Origin of the sequence: Agrobacterium sp. ST15.13.013 (assembly GCF_027956525.1) — a bacterium.
Taxonomy (GTDB): Bacteria; Pseudomonadota; Alphaproteobacteria; order Rhizobiales; family Rhizobiaceae; genus Agrobacterium; species Agrobacterium salinitolerans.
Genome location: NZ_JAQKGP010000021.1, coordinates 13,621 through 29,538 on the forward strand (window position 1 = coordinate 13,621; position 15,918 = coordinate 29,538).

The 15,918-nt window shown below is 60.5% G+C and carries 14 protein-coding genes; 8 read left to right on the forward strand and 6 right to left on the reverse strand.

What is annotated here, in order from left to right; all coding sequences use genetic code 11:
* Window positions 1-57: 57 nt before the first annotated feature.
* The 4 genes from era (at window position 58) to recO (ending at window position 3,339) form a co-directional block, all read left to right on the forward strand.
* The gene (gene era / locus PL597_RS19460) at window positions 58-1,008 is read left to right on the forward strand and encodes a GTPase Era (protein WP_173988547.1); all 951 of its coding nucleotides are present in this window, start codon (window positions 58-60) and stop codon (window positions 1,006-1,008) included.
* Between the two features lie 239 nt (window positions 1,009-1,247).
* Window positions 1,248-2,000 carry a Crp/Fnr family transcriptional regulator gene (locus PL597_RS19465; protein ID WP_080809772.1) on the forward strand — a complete coding sequence of 251 codons (753 nt, stop codon included), beginning with the start codon at window positions 1,248-1,250 and terminating at the stop codon, window positions 1,998-2,000.
* A gap of 134 nt (window positions 2,001-2,134) precedes the next feature.
* On the forward strand, window positions 2,135-2,512 hold the full coding sequence (locus PL597_RS19470; protein ID WP_077982607.1) for a response regulator: 378 nt from the start codon (window positions 2,135-2,137) through the stop codon (window positions 2,510-2,512).
* A 56-nt stretch (window positions 2,513-2,568) separates the two neighbouring features.
* Entirely contained in the window at window positions 2,569-3,339 is a 771-nt protein-coding gene (gene recO / locus PL597_RS19475; RefSeq protein WP_077982606.1) for a DNA repair protein RecO, read from the forward strand.
* A 1-nt stretch (window position 3,340) separates the two neighbouring features.
* On the opposite strand, the gene PL597_RS19480 is transcribed toward recO, so the two are convergent.
* Window positions 3,341-4,555 carry an MFS transporter gene (locus PL597_RS19480; protein WP_271366034.1) on the reverse strand — a complete coding sequence of 405 codons (1,215 nt, stop codon included), beginning with the start codon at window positions 4,553-4,555 and terminating at the stop codon, window positions 3,341-3,343.
* A gap of 166 nt (window positions 4,556-4,721) precedes the next feature.
* On the opposite strand from PL597_RS19480, the gene PL597_RS19485 reads away from it, so the two are divergent.
* Window positions 4,722-5,456, forward strand: coding sequence for a class I SAM-dependent methyltransferase (locus PL597_RS19485; RefSeq protein WP_271366035.1), 735 nt, complete (start codon window positions 4,722-4,724; stop codon window positions 5,454-5,456).
* 253 nt (window positions 5,457-5,709) lie between these two features.
* Here the strand turns inward: PL597_RS19485 and PL597_RS19490 are convergent, their stop codons facing one another.
* The 4 genes from PL597_RS19490 to PL597_RS19505 form a co-directional block, all read right to left on the reverse strand.
* Entirely contained in the window at window positions 5,710-6,552 is an 843-nt protein-coding gene (locus PL597_RS19490; protein WP_271366036.1) for an MOSC domain-containing protein, read from the reverse strand.
* A gap of 11 nt (window positions 6,553-6,563) precedes the next feature.
* The gene (locus PL597_RS19495) at window positions 6,564-7,208 is read right to left on the reverse strand and encodes an HD domain-containing protein (RefSeq protein WP_271366037.1); all 645 of its coding nucleotides are present in this window, start codon (window positions 7,206-7,208) and stop codon (window positions 6,564-6,566) included.
* Entirely contained in the window at window positions 7,205-9,976 is a 2,772-nt protein-coding gene (locus PL597_RS19500; RefSeq protein ID WP_271366038.1) for a DUF2339 domain-containing protein, read from the reverse strand. Before PL597_RS19500 ends, PL597_RS19495 begins: the two co-directional genes overlap by 4 nt.
* A gap of 256 nt (window positions 9,977-10,232) precedes the next feature.
* Window positions 10,233-11,792, reverse strand: coding sequence for a VOC family protein (locus PL597_RS19505; protein ID WP_271366039.1), 1,560 nt, complete (start codon window positions 11,790-11,792; stop codon window positions 10,233-10,235).
* A gap of 289 nt (window positions 11,793-12,081) precedes the next feature.
* Here PL597_RS19505 and PL597_RS19510 point away from each other — a divergent pair, with 289 nt between their 5' ends.
* The 3 genes from PL597_RS19510 (at window position 12,082) to PL597_RS19520 (ending at window position 14,937) form a co-directional block, all read left to right on the forward strand.
* A complete protein-coding gene (locus PL597_RS19510; protein ID WP_271366040.1) occupies window positions 12,082-13,125 on the forward strand; it encodes an ABC transporter substrate-binding protein in 1,044 nt (347 codons plus the stop codon).
* 208 nt (window positions 13,126-13,333) lie between these two features.
* The gene (locus tag PL597_RS19515; RefSeq protein ID WP_269833202.1) at window positions 13,334-14,122 is read left to right on the forward strand and encodes an ABC transporter ATP-binding protein; all 789 of its coding nucleotides are present in this window, start codon (window positions 13,334-13,336) and stop codon (window positions 14,120-14,122) included.
* Complete coding sequence (locus PL597_RS19520) at window positions 14,119-14,937, forward strand: ABC transporter permease (protein ID WP_142912503.1); 819 nt, start codon at window positions 14,119-14,121, stop codon at window positions 14,935-14,937. The genes PL597_RS19515 and PL597_RS19520 overlap by 4 nt, the downstream gene beginning before the upstream one ends.
* Window positions 14,938-15,118: 181 nt before the next feature.
* Here PL597_RS19520 and PL597_RS19525 read toward each other — a convergent pair whose 3' ends face one another.
* Window positions 15,119-15,805 (reverse strand): metal-binding protein ZinT, encoded by a 687-nt coding sequence (locus PL597_RS19525; protein ID WP_271366041.1) that lies wholly within the window; start codon window positions 15,803-15,805, stop codon window positions 15,119-15,121.
* Window positions 15,806-15,918: the final 113 nt, after the last annotated feature.

Here is a 15,918-nt window from a genome sequence, read left to right on the forward strand (position 1 = left end):
GCTGCAATCGAGCGCATGGCGGACCCTATGGCCGCATGTTGAATACCTCTGACCTTGATGGATATCATGACCGATCACGAAAACCCCGCCGTAACGGGCGAAGACAATGCCCTTCCGACCCGTTCCGGTTTCGTCGCCCTCATCGGGCCGACCAACGCCGGCAAATCGACGCTGGTGAACCGGCTGGTGGGCGCAAAAGTCTCGATCGTCAGCCACAAGGTGCAGACGACACGCGCCGTGATGCGCGGCATCGCCATCCACAAGAATGCGCAGATCGTTTTCATGGACACGCCCGGCATCTTCAAGCCGCGCCGCAGGCTCGACCGTGCCATGGTCACGTCCGCCTGGGGTGGCGCGAAGGATGCGGATCTCATTCTGCTGCTGATCGACAGCGAGCGCGGCCTGAAGGGTGATGCCGAGGCCATTCTGGAAGGGCTGAAGGATGTTCCTCAGAAGAAGATCCTGTGCCTCAACAAGATCGATCAGGTGAAGCGCGAAGACCTGTTGAAGCTCGCCGCTGCCGCCAATGAGGCGGTCGCGTTCGACCGCACCTTCATGATTTCCGCCACCAACGGTTCGGGCTGTGAAGACCTGATGGACTACTTGGTGGAGACCCTGCCGGAAGGCCCGTGGTATTACCCGGAGGACCAGATTTCCGACCTGCCGATGCGCCAGCTCGCCGCCGAAATCACCCGCGAAAAGCTGTTCCTGCGCCTGCATCAGGAACTGCCCTATGCCTCGCATGTCGAGACGGAAAAGTGGGAAGAGCGCAAGGACGGCTCCGTGCGCATCGAGCAGGTGATCTATGTCGAGCGCGACAGCCAGAAGAAGATTGCGCTGGGCAAGAACGGCGATGCTATCAAGGCGATCTCCACCGCATCACGCAAGGAACTGTCAGAGATCCTCGAGCAGCCGGTGCATCTCTTCCTGTTCGTGAAGGTGCGCGAGAACTGGGGCGATGACCCCGAGCGCTTCCGTGAAATGGGTCTGGAATTTCCGCGGGGCTAAGGCCGAAAGGCATCCTCCCTCAACCCTGTGCCTGTCACAGGGTTCCAGCCGATGCGGCTCGTGCGCGGCGAGTAGAGCCTTTTCAGCCCAATGACTTGGGCTGACCAATTTCTTGTGACGAGCACAGGAATAAAGGGCGCAAGGGCTTTGAATATCTTCAATATTTATCGGGAACCGAATACGTTCGGGCGTGTTGTTCCAAAACGATTGGGCGCAACCTTTTTTGATGATGGATATTCATGTCGCCGAAAAAACCGAACGGAATTTCCACCACCCCCTGCCAGCAATGTCCCCTGCGCGACCTGCCGCATTTTCGGGACTTTTCCTCCCCTGAACTCGATTTCGTCTCCCGTTTCAAGACAGGAGAACTTGCGGTTGAAAGCGGCTCCGTCATCCTGATGGAAGGCTCGCACAGCGCCCATCTTTATACCGTCCTGCAAGGCTGGGCTTTCCGATACAAGACACTGGAAGACGGGCGCCGGCAGATCCTCAATTATGTCATGCCGGGTGACCTCGTCGGCCTTCAGGGCACGGTGATGGGGGAAATGGAGCATTCGGTGGAGGCCCTGTCGCCGGTGACGCTCTGCGTTTTCGAGCGATCGCGGCTCAACAATCTCTTCACCGATCACCCGACTCTTGCCTTTGATCTCACCTGGATCGCGGCAAGCGAGGAGCGCATGCTCGACAACCACCTCCTCAGCATCGGCCGACGCACCGCGCTGGAGCGCGCGGCCTATCTCATCGCCTTCCTGTATAGTAAGGCGAAGGCGGTTGATCTCATCCGCAACGAAACACCTATTCCCGTCACCCAGCAGCATGTGGCAGATACGCTCGGCCTTTCCATTGTGCACACCAACAAGACCTTGAGAAAGCTGGTCGATCGCGGCCTCATACGCTGGACGGACAAGGGTTGTCTGGTGCTTGATAATGCCGGGCTGGCCAATGTTGCCGGCTGGGAAAGCGACGAAAAGCGCCAAAGGCCCTTCATTTGATCTTCTTCCGACATGTCTTTTTTAAATGACGCTGGAGCCGTAATTTGCGACTTCTGTGGTGATATCTCGCTTGAGATCACGTCGCAGACTGCGACTTTGAGCCATGGGCTCTCTATTTAGGAAGAAGAAAAGATATGGTGCCACAACGGGTTATCATCGTTGAGGATGAATATCTGGTGGCCCTTGATGTCGAAGCGGTTCTCCAGTCCATGGGCGTGGAAACGATCGTAATCGCAACGACGCTTGGGCAAGCAAAGCAGGCCGTCGAACAGGATGGTGCCGATTGCGTTCTTCTCGATGTCAGCCTGACGGACGGCAAAAGTTACGCTTTCGCGCGCGATTTGCGGGAAGTGGGCATTCCCTTCGGTTTCGTCAGCGGTTATGGCGACACGACGGGTTTTCCGGAAGATCTCATGCACGCGCCGTTGCTCGGCAAGCCTTTCGGTGAAAACGAAATTGTCGATTTCGTTCTCAATCTCGTCGGCACGGTCGGCGACGCCGTAAAAGAATAACGTTTTGCCGCCAGATCGGGTATGCTCGGACCTGAATCGAAATCCGGACGCGTTTCATGCAGTGGCAGGAAGAGGCAATCATTCTCGGCGTCAAACGCCATGGCGAGACGAGTGTCATCGCCGAGGTGATGACCCCTTCGCGTGGCCGCCATCTGGGGCTGGTGCGTTCCGGCCGTTCCCGCAGCATGCAGCCGGTGTTGCAGGCCGGAAACCGGGTGGATGTCATCTGGCGGGCGCGCCTTCACGATCATCTGGGCGAGTTCCGCATCGAGCCGCTGCAATTGCGCGCAGCACAGCTGATGGAAACGGCGACCGCCGTTTATGGCGTGCAGGCCATGGGCGCATTGCTCAGGCTTCTGCCGGAGCGCGATCCGCACCCGCATCTCTATCAGGCGCTGGATATCATTCTCGATAATCTGCATGACCCCGTCGATGCCGGGGAATTGTTCGTGCGTTTCGAACTGGCGGTGCTGAACGAGCTCGGTTTCGGGCTCGATCTTACCGAATGTGCGGCGACGGGGCTGCGCACCGATCTCATCTATGTATCGCCGAAAACGGGCAGGGCGGTTTGCCGCACGGCAGGTGCGCCCTATGCGGAGCGGATGCTGTCGCTTCCGGCTTTCTTGAGCGAAGGCCAGTCGAAGGCGGCCGATCCTGACAGCCTTGCGGCGGCTTTCCGCCTCACCGCTCATTTTCTCAACCGGCATGTCTACGATCCGCGTGGCCTCAACGAAAACGCCGCCCGCGACGGTTTCGTGCAGGCGGCGCTGAAGGCGCTGGAAGGCCGAGTGGCGGCGCCTGCGCTCAACAGGGCCGTGCAGGCTTAGATCAGGCCATTGCAGGCCTCGGAGCCGGCCGCTCCTGAATGGGCCAATGCACGATGGCCGCAAAAATCCCCATGCCGACGCCCAGCCACCAGACGAGATCATAGGAACCGAACCTGTCGTAAAGAAAGCCGCCCAGCCAGACGCCGAGGAATGAGCCGAGTTGATGGGTCAGGAAAACCACACCGCCCAGCATGCCGAGATGACGTGTGCCGAACATGATCGCCACCAGCGCATTGGTGGGCGGTACGGTGGAAAGCCACAGAATGCCCATGACGGAGGCGAAGATGATGACCGAAAGCGGCGATTGCGGCAGCAGCAGGAAGGCCGTGACCACGACCGAGCGGGCAATATAGATATAGGCCAGCAGATAGGGTTTGGAATAACGCTGGGCGATGACGCCGGCGGCAAGCGATCCGATGATGTTGAAGAAGCCGATTAGCGCCATGGCGATGACGGCGTACCGTGGTTCGATGCCGATATCGCCGAGATAGGCCGGAAAATGCGCGGTGATAAAGGCCACCTGAAAACCGCAGACGAAGAAACCGGTGGTCAAAAGCAGGTAGCTTTTATGGCCGAGCGCCTCCTTCAGGGCTTCGCCCGCCGTCTGCTGGAACTGCGCCTGCGACTGGCTGCCGGAGGATGAATTGCCGCGCATGAAAAAGGCGAGCAGCGGCACGAGCATCATCATCGCGGCGAGCCAGACGAGGCTGTCCGACCAGCCATAGTTGGAAATCAGCCCCTGGCTGATCGGCGCAAACAGGAACATGCCGGCCGAACCCGCCGCCGTGCCGATGCCGAAGGCGAGCGAACGTTGCTGCGGCGTCACATGGCGCGCAAAGGCCGAAAGGATGACGCTGAAGGAGCCGGCGGCAATGCCGAGCCCGACGAGAACGCCGCCGCCGAAATGCAGCCAGAACGTCGAGGTCCCGAAAGACATGCAGATGAGGCCGGCAGCATAAAGCAGGCCGGAAAGAACGAGCACGCGACCCGTGCCGTATTTATCGGCGATGGCGCCGAAGAAGGGCTGGCCAAGCCCCCAGAAGAGGTTCTGCAAAGCCATGGCAAGACCGAAGGTAGAGCGATCCCAGCCGGTATCGGCAAGCATCGGCAACTGGAAGAAACCCATTGCCGAGCGGGGACCGAAGGTCATGACCGCAATCAGCGACCCGGCGACGATAATCACCCAGGGCATGGTCTGGCGTGTGGCTTGCGACATGAATATTCCCCCATCGCGGCGCCTCGCCTCAGGGAGAAGGCGCATGGCTTGCCGCAGAATCCGCTACGATGGAACGAATATTATCTTTTGTCAGCCGGTCCCACTAGCGACTTTTCTTGACGGCCACTATTCATGCCATTGATGGAATGCGGAAGAAGAGACGACGATGAAACAGAATATCTACGACGATCCCGGGTTCTTCGAGCGCTACAGCGCAATGCCGCGCTCCGTGGAGGGTCTGCGTCAGGCCGGCGAGTGGCATGAATTGCGCGCTATGTTGCCGGACCTGAAAGGCAGGTCTTTCCTCGATCTCGGTTGCGGTTTCGGTTGGCATTGCCGTTATGCGGCGGAGCAGGGTGCTGCCCATATCGTTGGCGTCGATCTCTCCGAAAACATGCTGCGCCGCGCCGTCGAGATCAATGGCGGTCCGGGCATAGACTATCGCCGCGCCGCCATCGAAGACATCGATTTTCCGCAGGAAAGTTTCGATGTGGTGCTGAGTTCTCTCGCCCTGCATTACGTTCGCGATCTTGACGTGGCATTCGCGAAGATTTTTGCCGTGCTGAAATCCGGTGGCGATTTCATCTTTTCCATCGAACATCCTGTTTTCACGGCGCTGGAAAAACAGGACTGGTTCTATGACGAGGAGGGCGAAATCCTCCACTGGCCGCTCGACAATTATCAGAACGAAGGCGTGCGCCACTCCAACTGGATGGCGGATGACGTGGTTAAATATCACCGCACGTTGTCAGGCATTCTCAACAGCCTGCTTTCTGCCGGTTTTACCCTGACGTGTCTGGCCGAGCCCAGGCCAGATCCGGCTTTGATGGCCGAGCGCCCGGAATTGAGACACGAGGATCGCCGCCCGATCTTTCTGATTGTCGGGGCGAAAAAGCCGTGATTTCAGACTGCGCGTCGCATTTGCGAGTGTGAAACAATGATGGAGATCGGCGCGTCCAGCTCTGAGCCGGTTGTTGAGCGATGACCGTAGCGCGCTCCTCCTCATCCCTGTGCTCGTCACAGGGATCCAGCCAGCCCAAGTCCTTGGGCTGAAAAGAGTCTCTCCGCCGCGCCGACGCGCGTCGGCTGAATTCTTGTGACGAGCACAGGAGTGAGGGAGAGAAGGTGTGCCCGGTCAGAACCAAGCCGCCGGCCTACCGCCGCTTGATCGCCCAGCCTTCCGGCCTTTCCTCGATCACCCTGGCAACATCGCCGACGGATAGCCGGCCTTCGCCGCGCGGCGTGACGTTCCAGCCGAAGAGCGGGCCGGGCACGCGTCGGTCGCCGGACATGCGGATGCGGCCCATCGCCTTCATGGGGGAGGGCACATCGCGGGAGCCGGTCATCTGGTCCTGTGTGGTCATGATGCAGCGGGCGCAGGGCTTGACGAGATCGAAACGAATGCCGCCGATCTCGATGGCCGCCCAGCGGTCCTCCGCCCATGCTTCCTCCGTGTCGAGCACGATATTCGGCCGGAACCGCTCCATGCCCACGGCCTCCTCGCCATTTCCGCGCATATTGTCGTTGAGTGCGGCAAGCGAGGCGGTGGTGGTGACGAGAATCTGGTAGCCGTCGGCAAAGGTGACGGGGGTTTCATTGCCCGTCCATTCGAGGCTCGCAATGCGTTTAGAGGCATCATCGAAGAACGCCAACTTCACCTCGCGTCCGAGCCAGGCCGAAAGCGTGTCATTGGTCTCGTCATCGGCGATATTGGCGCTGACGATCGATTTCCACACCGCCACATCCATGCGCTGGCCTGATGGCCGTGCGACTACCTCGCCGTCTTCACCCCTTGAAAGCAGCATGCTCTCGTCCTCATGGCGAGCCAGAACCGTGGCAATAGCAGGCAATTCACGCTGGGTGATGAAGTGGCCGGATGGGTCGACAAGCATGGCGCGGCGGTCACCCGGCAGGCCTTCGGCCGAAACGGCGCTTTCGGAGAGGGGAATGCCGCGCGCGCTTTTCAGCGGATAGATGTTCAGTTCGGTCACACGCATCTCGGGTCTCCTCAGATTTCGTCGAGAAACAGGTCCAGCACCTGTTTCAGCCTCTCATGGCGGGCTTTGGCCATCTGCCGGCCTGTTTCGGTGCGAAAACCGTCGGCCAGCTTGAACAGCTTGGTTTCGAAATGGTCGATGGCAAAGGCGCGGTCGTCAAGCGGCCGTTCTTTCGCCAGCGGGTCAACCGGATCGTAAAGTGCCGAGCCCAGGCGCCCGGCAATATAAAAGCAGCGCGCCGCGCCCACCATGCCGATGGCATCCAGCCGGTCGGCATCCTGAAGGATTCTCGCCTCCAGTGTCTGCGGCTCGATATTGGCGGAAAAGCTGTGGGCGGTAATGGCGTGCGCGGCGGCGTCGATGTCCGCCTGTTTCCAGCCGAGCCCCATTAGAATGCCCGCCGCCTTTTCCGCCGCCAGCCGCGATGCCTGCGCCCGCAAGGGCGAGTTCTTCTCCACCGCCACGCAATCATGCAGCAGCACGCTTGCCGCCAGCACGGTGCCATCGCCGCCTTCGCCCGCATGGATGCGCATGGCGTTGCGAAAGACGCGGTGAATATGGGCAAGGTCATGCGAGCCGTCGCCCGCATCGGCGGCGTGCTGCATCAGTTCCTGCGCAAGCGCCGCATAGGGCGCGAAAGCCTCAGCCGCGATCATGCCTGCGGCTTCCGGGTCAGGATTTTCTGGTAGAACAGGCCGATACCGATCAGCACCGCGCCGAGCCCGATGAAGGACAGTGCTCTCAGCACACCTTCGAGATTGCTCATGTCGATCAGGAAGGCCTTGGCAACCGAGATCAGCACGAAGGCAGCCGATGCCAGACGCAGGCTGCGGGCATTGAAGCGCGAACCGAGCACAAGCAGCAACACGCCAATCAGCAGCCAGACCACCGAATAGCTGTAGGTCTCACCCTGCATAAAACCCTTCCAGTCTGCGATATTCTCGCCCTGCCAGAAACGGCGCACCGAAAGTGTCGCCCAGGCAAAGCCGAGTGCTGCACCCGCCACCGCCAGCATGCTGACATAGGCTGGCGGACGTTTTCCCCGCGCATAATAGGCAAGGCCGCCATAAGCGAGCGCCGGCAGAAGGTAACCGATCAGCAGGAGGTTGAGGACCGGGATGCGGCCGGTATTCTCGCCGGTGAAATAGGGATTGAGCGTGAAGAAATGCATCGTCAGCACGTTAATGACGGCAATCACGCCGGCAATCATCGAGCCGTAACGGAAGACCGGGCTGGGGCTCTTGAGATCGAGCGTCATCAGCACGCCCGAGAAGCCAATGGTCAGCAGCGTGTAGATCGACTGTTCGCCGAGCGTCGGGACGCTGTTGTCCAGCGTGCCGCCATTCATCGCATGGCGGATGAGGATGGCGACGGCGAGAAGCCCCATGACACTGGCAATCGCCTGCAGGAAGTTCTTCGCCCTGACCCCCGGCCAGTCGCGCAGCAGCCAGGCCGAGGCAACGGCCAGCAGTGCGGGAATGCCGTAACCCGGAAGAAGCGCGTTGAAAACAGGCGTGGTGCCGAGATTCTGCGGCCCGACAATGGTGGGTTCCCAGGCGATGCGGCCGAGAACGGCGACGCTCGCCACGGCCATCACCCAGGGCAGAACCTCCCAGTTGCGATGACGTGTCGCCAGCACATAGACAAAACCAATGACGGAGAGCAGCACGGTTGTCGCAAGCCCCTGCGTCAGCGTGTGCAGGCAGAGCGCGAAGGCGGCGAATGAGCCGAGCACGAGGATGTTCAGCGGCTTGCGATAGGCCTCGTTGTTCTGCCGGTGCAGCCACTCGGCGCCTGCAAGCAACACCAGTCCAAGGCCGAGGCCATAGGCGGCGTGCAGCCAGTCACGGCCGAGATTGCCGTATTCGACGAAGCTTGCGGTGGCGAGCCAGACCGGGAAAAGCGCGGCGATACCGGCCCAGAGCTGGGCAAAATCCGAATCGTCAGCGCCCTTGCGTTTCAGGAAGGAGAAGGCGCAGAGCACGAAGACAGCCCCGAGGCCGAGCGCCATGGCAATTTCCGCCGTGTAGCCGACTGACACGGACGGAAGGGAGACGGACGTATCGTTGATAAGGCCGATAAAATCGATGCCCCGCCGCGACATCAGCGACACGGCAGCCTGCGCACCGAGCGCTGCGATAATGGCTGGCCAGGCCGCATAATGGCGGGCGGCGCCAAGCGCTGCAAGGGCTGCGATGATCGCTGAAACGATGATCGCCGGATGAGTATCGACGCCGCCATCGGCAAAGAGGAAGCCGATGGCCGGCAGGATCACGGCCATCGAGACGGTGAGATTGAGGGCGAGCGACGGGCGCAGCAGAAGCCGCATGCCGCGGATGGCGCGCCGCGCGGGAACGGCGGGTTCACCGGTTTCGGCAGGCGGCGTGTCGAATGTCTTGCCGGGCCAGAGGAATATGGTTCCCGCCAGCATGACGAGCAGGGCAAGCGTTGGTGGTTCGGCACTGATCGTTTCGGAAAAGCCGATATAGCCGAGCGCCCAGAGGCCAAGCCCGGCATTGGCGAGAGAGGGAACCACGGTCCAGCCCTGCCTGCGCGCCGCGGCCGCTGTTGCCAGCCAGGCGATAGTCAGGAACGCGAAGAGCGCCCAGATATTCGGCGTTTCGGTGGAAATCAGTGCTGGCGTCAGCATTGAACCGAGAAGGCCGAGACCGGCCAGCGCTTGCCCGTGCAGCAGCGAAAGCCCGATGGTGGCGAAGGCGACGAGCCCAAGCAGGCTGAAAGCCATGCCGGGGCCGATATAGCCGTAAATGCCATAGGCGGCGTAGACGACGCCGAACAGCGTCAAGGCGCCGGCCGCCGTCAGCACGCCCGGTATCATGGCGTTGGAATAGGTGGAGGCGATGCCCGGCACCGCCTTGCGGCGGATCGCTTCGCCGGCAACGCCGAGAACGAGGCCGAAAATGGCGGCGAGCGAAAGCCTGACCGCCGGGCTGAGCAGCCCCGATTCGATCGAATATTTGACGAGGAAAATACCGCCGAGCGCGAGCGCCAGCCCGCCGGCCCAGACGGCCCAACGGGCGCCGAGCAGGCTTTCGAAGCTTTCCTTCGTCGCCGGAGCGGATGCCGCCTCGCTGGCGGGAGCTGCGGGTGCTTCCTCGCGGACGGCGTCTTCCGCTTGCGCCATGGCGGCGGCTTCCTGGGGCTCGGATGCATAGTCAGCCTGGAAGGCTGTATCTTCCGCAGCGGGGGTGCTTGGCTCTTCCACCTCGAGATCCGGTTTTACCGCGGATTCCTCGCTCTCCGTTTGCGCCGCCGCAGCCAACGTCACGCCCGCAGCCATCAGCCGCTTGAGACTGAGAACTTCCCGTTCCAACGACTTGATTCGGCTTGAGTTGCGGATGCTCGCGACCAGCGTGTAGATGAAGGCCGCGACGAGGGCGAGGATAAACAGCGGGATTTCCAAACGGATTCTCCAATTACGAAGCTGTTTTTAAAGCCCTTTTGGTGAATTTATGCAAGGCCCGGTTGATGGATGATATGGGTGGCGAAGGAGCGGGCGTGTGCCACTTGTTTCTTCTCCCCGCCGGGGAGACGTCCGCGGCAGCGGGATGAGGGGGTGAGGGTGGAGATATTCGGTGAGCTTGCCCCCTCATCCGACCCTTCGGGCCACCTTCTCCCCGGCGGGGAGAAGAAATAGGTGGCACGCGCTCGGCCTCGTGTCAGGAAACATCCGCCAGCCAGTGCCGTGCCGCTTCGATATCGGCAAGCCCGAGTTCATGCCCGTCCTCAACCGTTTCCAGCTCGGCACTTGCGCCGCTCGCGGCGAGCCGGCCCTGCAGTTCGTGCGCCTTGTCGAGATATTTGTCGCGTTCTCCCGCCACAAGCAGGAGATTGCGGCCGGAAAGATCGGTCTGCGGCCATGTTTCGAGAACCGGCATCGGGCGATAGAGCAGGGCGTCGCCGGCAAGGTCGGGATAGAGCGCTGCAAAGGCCGCGTAGAAGTTCGCGCCATTGGAATGGCCGATAAACCGCAGTTTCGAACGGTCTAGGCCATAGGACCGTATCGCCCCCTCCACGAAGGCGGCGAAGGCTTCCGCTTCCGAGGCGATATCCTTCTGGTCGAAGCTGAAATCGGGATTGCGACGGAACCAGCGGGCGATCTCTTCCTCCGTGCTGCGGCCGCGCACGCCGAGAAGCGTTGCGCGCGGTGCTGCCCGGTGCGCCAGCGGCATCAAGCTGGTTTCGCTGCCGCCGGAACCGTGCAGCAGGATGATGGTGCTGCCATCCGGCTCCTGCGGCGTGTAGAACCGGTGCACGAAGGGAAGGTCGCGATAGACGATGCGTTCTTCGCCCGGCATTGAAAATTGCGGCAGGGCAACGCGTACATCCGCCTCGTCCTTCATGAAGAGCGGCGGGATGAACAGTTTTTCCCCGAGCGATTCCAGCGGTTCGTCCACCGTCATGCCCGGCCCGTCGGTTGCCATTTCGATCAGTACGCCGCCCGGTTCGCGGACATAAAGCGAGTGGAAATATTTCCGGTCATGGGCGTTGGTGGTGCTGGAATTCAGCGATTTCAGCCCGGTTAGAACCGTGTTCAGCTCATCCATATCCTTCGCGCGGAAGGCAATGTGATCGACGGTGCCGGTGCCCGGCGCGCTGGACCAGAAGCCAGTGGCGTCGCGCACGTCGATAATGTCGCCGCTTTCGGAAACGAGCCGGCGGATTGCGCCTGCCTGGCTTTCCTGCCGGTAACCGAAATGTTTCTCCAGAAACGCCACGGTTTCTTCCGGCACTTCGCTCAGCACCGTCGCGCCATAGATTCGGCGAATGGCGTCCTCGGCGGAAATATCGTCCGTCACATGCGGCGTGGCATCGGCAAAGGCGTGGGTGCCGACCAGCTTGACGATCAGGCCGTCAGGATCTTTCAGCCGGATGACCGGGGCACCGAACTCATCGGAGGGGCCTTCCGCCCGGATACCAAATCTCAGCGCCCGCGTCAGCCAGAAGCCGATGGCGGCGGGATCGATGGCCACGGAAATTTCCAGCGTCTGGCCGTACCCGACACGGCCCTGGCCGCCATCTTCCCAGACGAGAAAGGTGAGAAGCGAGCCGGGCGAGGCGATATCGTCGCCATAAAGCAGATGCAGCTGCATGGCGTCTTCGAAACCGGCCGTGCGCTTGGCCAGCCTCAGGCCCAGAAAGCCGGCGTAAAAATCCACATTCGCCTGCACCTTCCGGGTAATCATGGTGATGTGGTGTATACCAAGTGCAGAATTCATCTTGCCGTCCCGCGTTTGCCTGCTGTTCGTGGCCCTATTTGTCGCACGCTGCCCCTGATCCGCAACCCCGGCAAATGAGAACGCTGTGTTCTCTGCGTGAACGATATTTCCGCACCTTCGTTGCACGCGGGATGGGCAGAGTTGCCAGCTTGTTGCCTGTGTATCGATCATTGATGCATATAAAATAAGCATACAAAATAACGGCTATTTTGTATGCAATTTTATCTTGCCTTGAGAGTTGGAATTGGGTCTTATGCAACCAATCCAACAAAACCATCAGGGGGAACAGATGATTTTAACGCGCAGGTTGTTGTCCAGAACACTGGCCATTGCCGCCATCGGTGTCACCGCCGGATTTTCATTGCCGGTGGTAGAGGTGCGGGCCGAAACGCCGGTGAAATTCACACTCGACTGGAAGTTCGAAGGCCCCGCCGCGGGTTTCCTGCTGGCGCTCGACAAGGGTTACTTCAAGGCTGAAGGGCTCGATGTCACCATCGATAGCGGCAACGGCTCGGTGGAAGCCATTCCGCGCGTGGCGACCGGCGCCTACCAGATGGGTTTCGGCGACATCAACTCGGTGATGAAGTTCCTCGACGAGGATCCAAGCCAGAAGATCAAGGCCGTTTATATGGTCTATGAGCGTCCGACATTCGCCGTGGTCGGTCGCAAGTCGCTCGGTGTTACCGGTGATCCGAAATCGCTGGAAGGCAAGAAGCTCGGCGCCCCGCCGCCGGATGGCGCCTTTGCGCAATGGCCCGCCTTCAAGCAGGTCGCAGGTCTCGATGACAGCAAGATCAAGATCGAATCGATCGGTTTCCCGGTGCGTGAACCTATGCTCGCCAAGGGCGACGTCGATGCCGTTTTCGGCTTTGCCTTTTCGGTGATCCTCAATCTCAAGAAACAGGGCATCGCCGATGACGATATCTCGACCATCCTGATGGCCGAGCATGGCTTGAATCTCTATGGCAATGCGGTGCTGGTAAACACTGATTTCGCTGAGAAAAACCCTGAAGCGGTGAAGGGTTTCCTGAAAGCGCTGGCCAAGGGTTTCGCTGATTCCGTCAAGAACCCGGAAGAGGGTGTGGCGGCCGTCCTCAAGCGCAACGAGACGCTGGACAGCGCCATCGAGCTGGAGCGCCTGAACATGGCCAACAGCATGAACATCAAGACGCCCTATGTCGTGGAAAACGGTATGGGCGGGGTCGATCCGGCCCGGCTTGCGGCCTCGCTGGAGACGCTCAAGGTTTCCATGGGCCTGAAGGGCAACGTCAAGGCGGAGCAGGTGTTCGACGCGACCTACCTGCCGGCCAAGGAAGAACGCATGCTTCCCTGATGGGTAAAATGAGCGGGTGCGGCCCGATTCTTCTCCCCGCCGGAGAGAAGTCCGCGGCAGCGGGATGAGGGGGCAAGCTCTCCGTATATCTCTACGCTTGCCCCCCTCATCCGACCCTTCGGGCCACCTTCTCCCCCTCGGGGAGAAGAAACAAGCGGCAACGCTGCGGGGTTCAAAAGCCCGATCAGCAACTGAAAACGGAACTGCGATGTCACGTCTCGTGGAAATAGATAATGTCGACATGCGTTACGGCGGTTCCGCCGGCACGCTGGCCGTATCCGGCTTGAATCTCACGGTCGACAAGGGTGAATTCGCGGCCGTGGTCGGCCCGTCCGGCTGCGGCAAGTCGACCCTGATGAAGCTGGTGACAGGGCTGCATATTCCGCAAAGGGGCAATGTCATCGTCGCCGGGCGGCAGGTCACCGAACCGGTCTCCATCGTCGGCATGGCCTTTCAGAACCCGACGATGCTGCCCTGGCGCACGACGCTTGAGAACATCCTGCTGCCGCTGGAGATCGTCGAGAAACACCGTCGCCGGCTGCGCGCCCATAAAGCAGACTATGTCGCGAAAGCCGAGCGTCTTCTGGAGATCGTCGGCCTGAAGGGCTTTGGCTCCAAATATCCGTGGCAGCTTTCCGGCGGCATGCAGCAGCGCGCCAATCTCTGCCGGGCGCTGATCCATGAGCCGGAACTGCTGATGCTCGACGAGCCATTCGGCGCGCTCGACGCCTTCACCCGCGAGGAGTTGTGGTGCGTCATCCGCGATCTGCACGCCGCGCAGCGCGTCACCATCATCCTCGTGACCCATGATCTGCGCGAGGCGACATTTCTGGCCGACAAGATTTTTGTGATGAGTGCAAGGCCGGGCCGGGTGCTGGCGGAACATCGCGTGCCTTTCGCCCGCCCGCGCCAGCTCGATATCATGTATGACAAGGGTTTCAACGACATGGTGCAGGCACTGCATGGCGAAATCGCGCAGGCGAGGGTGGCGGCATGAGCGCGATCATGGAAACCACCGTCACGACTGAGCCGCGCAAACCGCTGATTGCCCGTGTCAACTGGGTGAAAGCCGCCCCATGGCTTTATACGCTGGCGCTTTTCGTGTTGTGGGAACTGCTTGTCTACGCGCTGAAAATGCCGCCCACCATCCTGCCGTCGCCAGTCAGGGTCGGGCAGGCCATCGTGCAATATTGGTCGCCGATCTGGAAGAATTCGCTGCAAACGCTGTATACCACGACGCTGGGCTTCGCCATTGCTGTGGCCGCCGGTCTCGCTATCGGCCTGTTCATCGGCTGGTCGAAAACCATCTATGCCGGGCTTTATCCGCTGATGATCGGCTTCAACGCCATTCCGAAGGTGGCGCTGGTGCCTATCCTCGTCATCTGGTTCGGCATCGGCACGGTTCCCGCCGTTCTGACCGCTTTCCTGATTTCCTTCTTTCCCATCGTCGTCAATGTCGCCACCGGCCTTGCCACCATCGAGCCGGAAACCGAAGATGTGCTACGGGCGCTCGGGGCCAAGAAGATGGACATCATGCTGAAGGTCGGTATTCCGCGGTCCATGCCCTATTTCTTCGGCTCGCTCAAAATCGCCATCACGCTCGCCTTCGTCGGCTCGGTCGTGTCGGAGACCGTCGCTTCCAATTACGGCCTCGGCAACATGATGAGTTCGGCGCAGAGTCAGTTCAACGTGCCTCTGGTCTTCGCCGGCCTGCTGATGCTCGCGGTGGAAGGTATTGCCATGTATGCGGTCATGGCGTGGCTTGAAAAGCGCATGACCGGCTGGGCGCATCGCTCCACCATGGGGCAGTGAACGGTTGCCATCGGTTTCTTCTTCCCGCCGGGAAGAAGGTGGCCCGGAGGGTTGGCTGAGGGGGCTAGGTTTACGATTAACCACGCCCTTGCCCCTCATCCTGCTGCCGCGACCTTCTCCCCGGCGGGGAGAAGGTGCGACCGCTCGGCATTCTTGGGATCACGGAAAGCTGTGAGCCTGTTCAATGCGCCGCCATTTCCTTGACGATATCATCACCGTCCATCAGGAACGGATAATAGGTCGGCCAATTGGTCACTTCGTCCAGCAGCGCCTTGCGGTCGTTGCCCCAATAGAGATGGTAGTGGCCGGCTTTGACCGGAGCAATGGAATGGTCGCTGAACTGGATGAATTGCGGCGCGGCCTCGTCGCCGGCGGTTTTCTTGAAGATATAGCGTACGCCGCGATTGCCCTTCTTGTAGGTCAGGATTTCATGGCCGTCGCTGACATAGGTGCCTTCAGCGGGCTTGCCGTCCTTGTAGAATGCCACGCTGTCGGCCTTGATGACGATGCGGTTCACATCGGTCTTGTAGCCGATCTCGTAATAGGCGCGGTACTCCGCCGCGGTCTTGTCGCCATGCGCCGCCTTTTCGGCCATGACGGAATCGAGCGAGCCGTTCAGCAGATAGGGGTAGACCGATTGCCAGTCGCCTTCCCAGTCGGAAAGCGCGCGCGGTTTCACCTGGGCATCTTCGAAGTAGCCCTTGTAAATCTGCTTTTCCGCCTCGGTCATCTGGTGGCCATGATCGTGCCCATGGTCGTGGCTGTGGGCAGCGGATTTGTCGCCGCCGGCGGCCATCGCCGCGGTCGTCGCCAGCAGCATGGAACCAAGTGCGACAGCGCCGGTGACGCGGGTGAGTATCTTCTGCATTTGTTTCGGCCCTCTTATCTTCATAATGGCAAGTTATGTAATAACATTACATTATGATCCATAAAGGCCGCGTTCGAGGGATGCAAGTGGCGTCCCGGCTCGGTGCAACGAAA

What these genes read in the sequence shown, in the direction of transcription:
- era (WP_173988547.1), top strand. Translation starts at nt 58, where the DNA reads ATGGATATCATGACCGATCACGAAAACCCCGCCGTAACGGGCGAAGAC.
- PL597_RS19465 (WP_080809772.1), top strand. Translation starts at nt 1,248, where the DNA reads ATGTCGCCGAAAAAACCGAACGGAATTTCCACCACCCCCTGCCAGCAA.
- PL597_RS19470 (WP_077982607.1), top strand. Translation starts at nt 2,135, where the DNA reads ATGGTGCCACAACGGGTTATCATCGTTGAGGATGAATATCTGGTGGCC.
- recO (WP_077982606.1), top strand. Translation starts at nt 2,569, where the DNA reads ATGCAGTGGCAGGAAGAGGCAATCATTCTCGGCGTCAAACGCCATGGC.
- PL597_RS19480 (WP_271366034.1), bottom strand. Translation starts at nt 4,555, where the DNA reads ATGTCGCAAGCCACACGCCAGACCATGCCCTGGGTGATTATCGTCGCC.
- PL597_RS19485 (WP_271366035.1), top strand. Translation starts at nt 4,722, where the DNA reads ATGAAACAGAATATCTACGACGATCCCGGGTTCTTCGAGCGCTACAGC.
- PL597_RS19490 (WP_271366036.1), bottom strand. Translation starts at nt 6,552, where the DNA reads ATGCGTGTGACCGAACTGAACATCTATCCGCTGAAAAGCGCGCGCGGC.
- PL597_RS19495 (WP_271366037.1), bottom strand. Translation starts at nt 7,208, where the DNA reads ATGATCGCGGCTGAGGCTTTCGCGCCCTATGCGGCGCTTGCGCAGGAA.
- PL597_RS19505 (WP_271366039.1), bottom strand. Translation starts at nt 11,792, where the DNA reads ATGAATTCTGCACTTGGTATACACCACATCACCATGATTACCCGGAAG.
- PL597_RS19510 (WP_271366040.1), top strand. Translation starts at nt 12,082, where the DNA reads ATGATTTTAACGCGCAGGTTGTTGTCCAGAACACTGGCCATTGCCGCC.
- PL597_RS19515 (WP_269833202.1), top strand. Translation starts at nt 13,334, where the DNA reads ATGTCACGTCTCGTGGAAATAGATAATGTCGACATGCGTTACGGCGGT.
- PL597_RS19520 (WP_142912503.1), top strand. Translation starts at nt 14,119, where the DNA reads ATGAGCGCGATCATGGAAACCACCGTCACGACTGAGCCGCGCAAACCG.
- PL597_RS19525 (WP_271366041.1), bottom strand. Translation starts at nt 15,805, where the DNA reads ATGCAGAAGATACTCACCCGCGTCACCGGCGCTGTCGCACTTGGTTCC.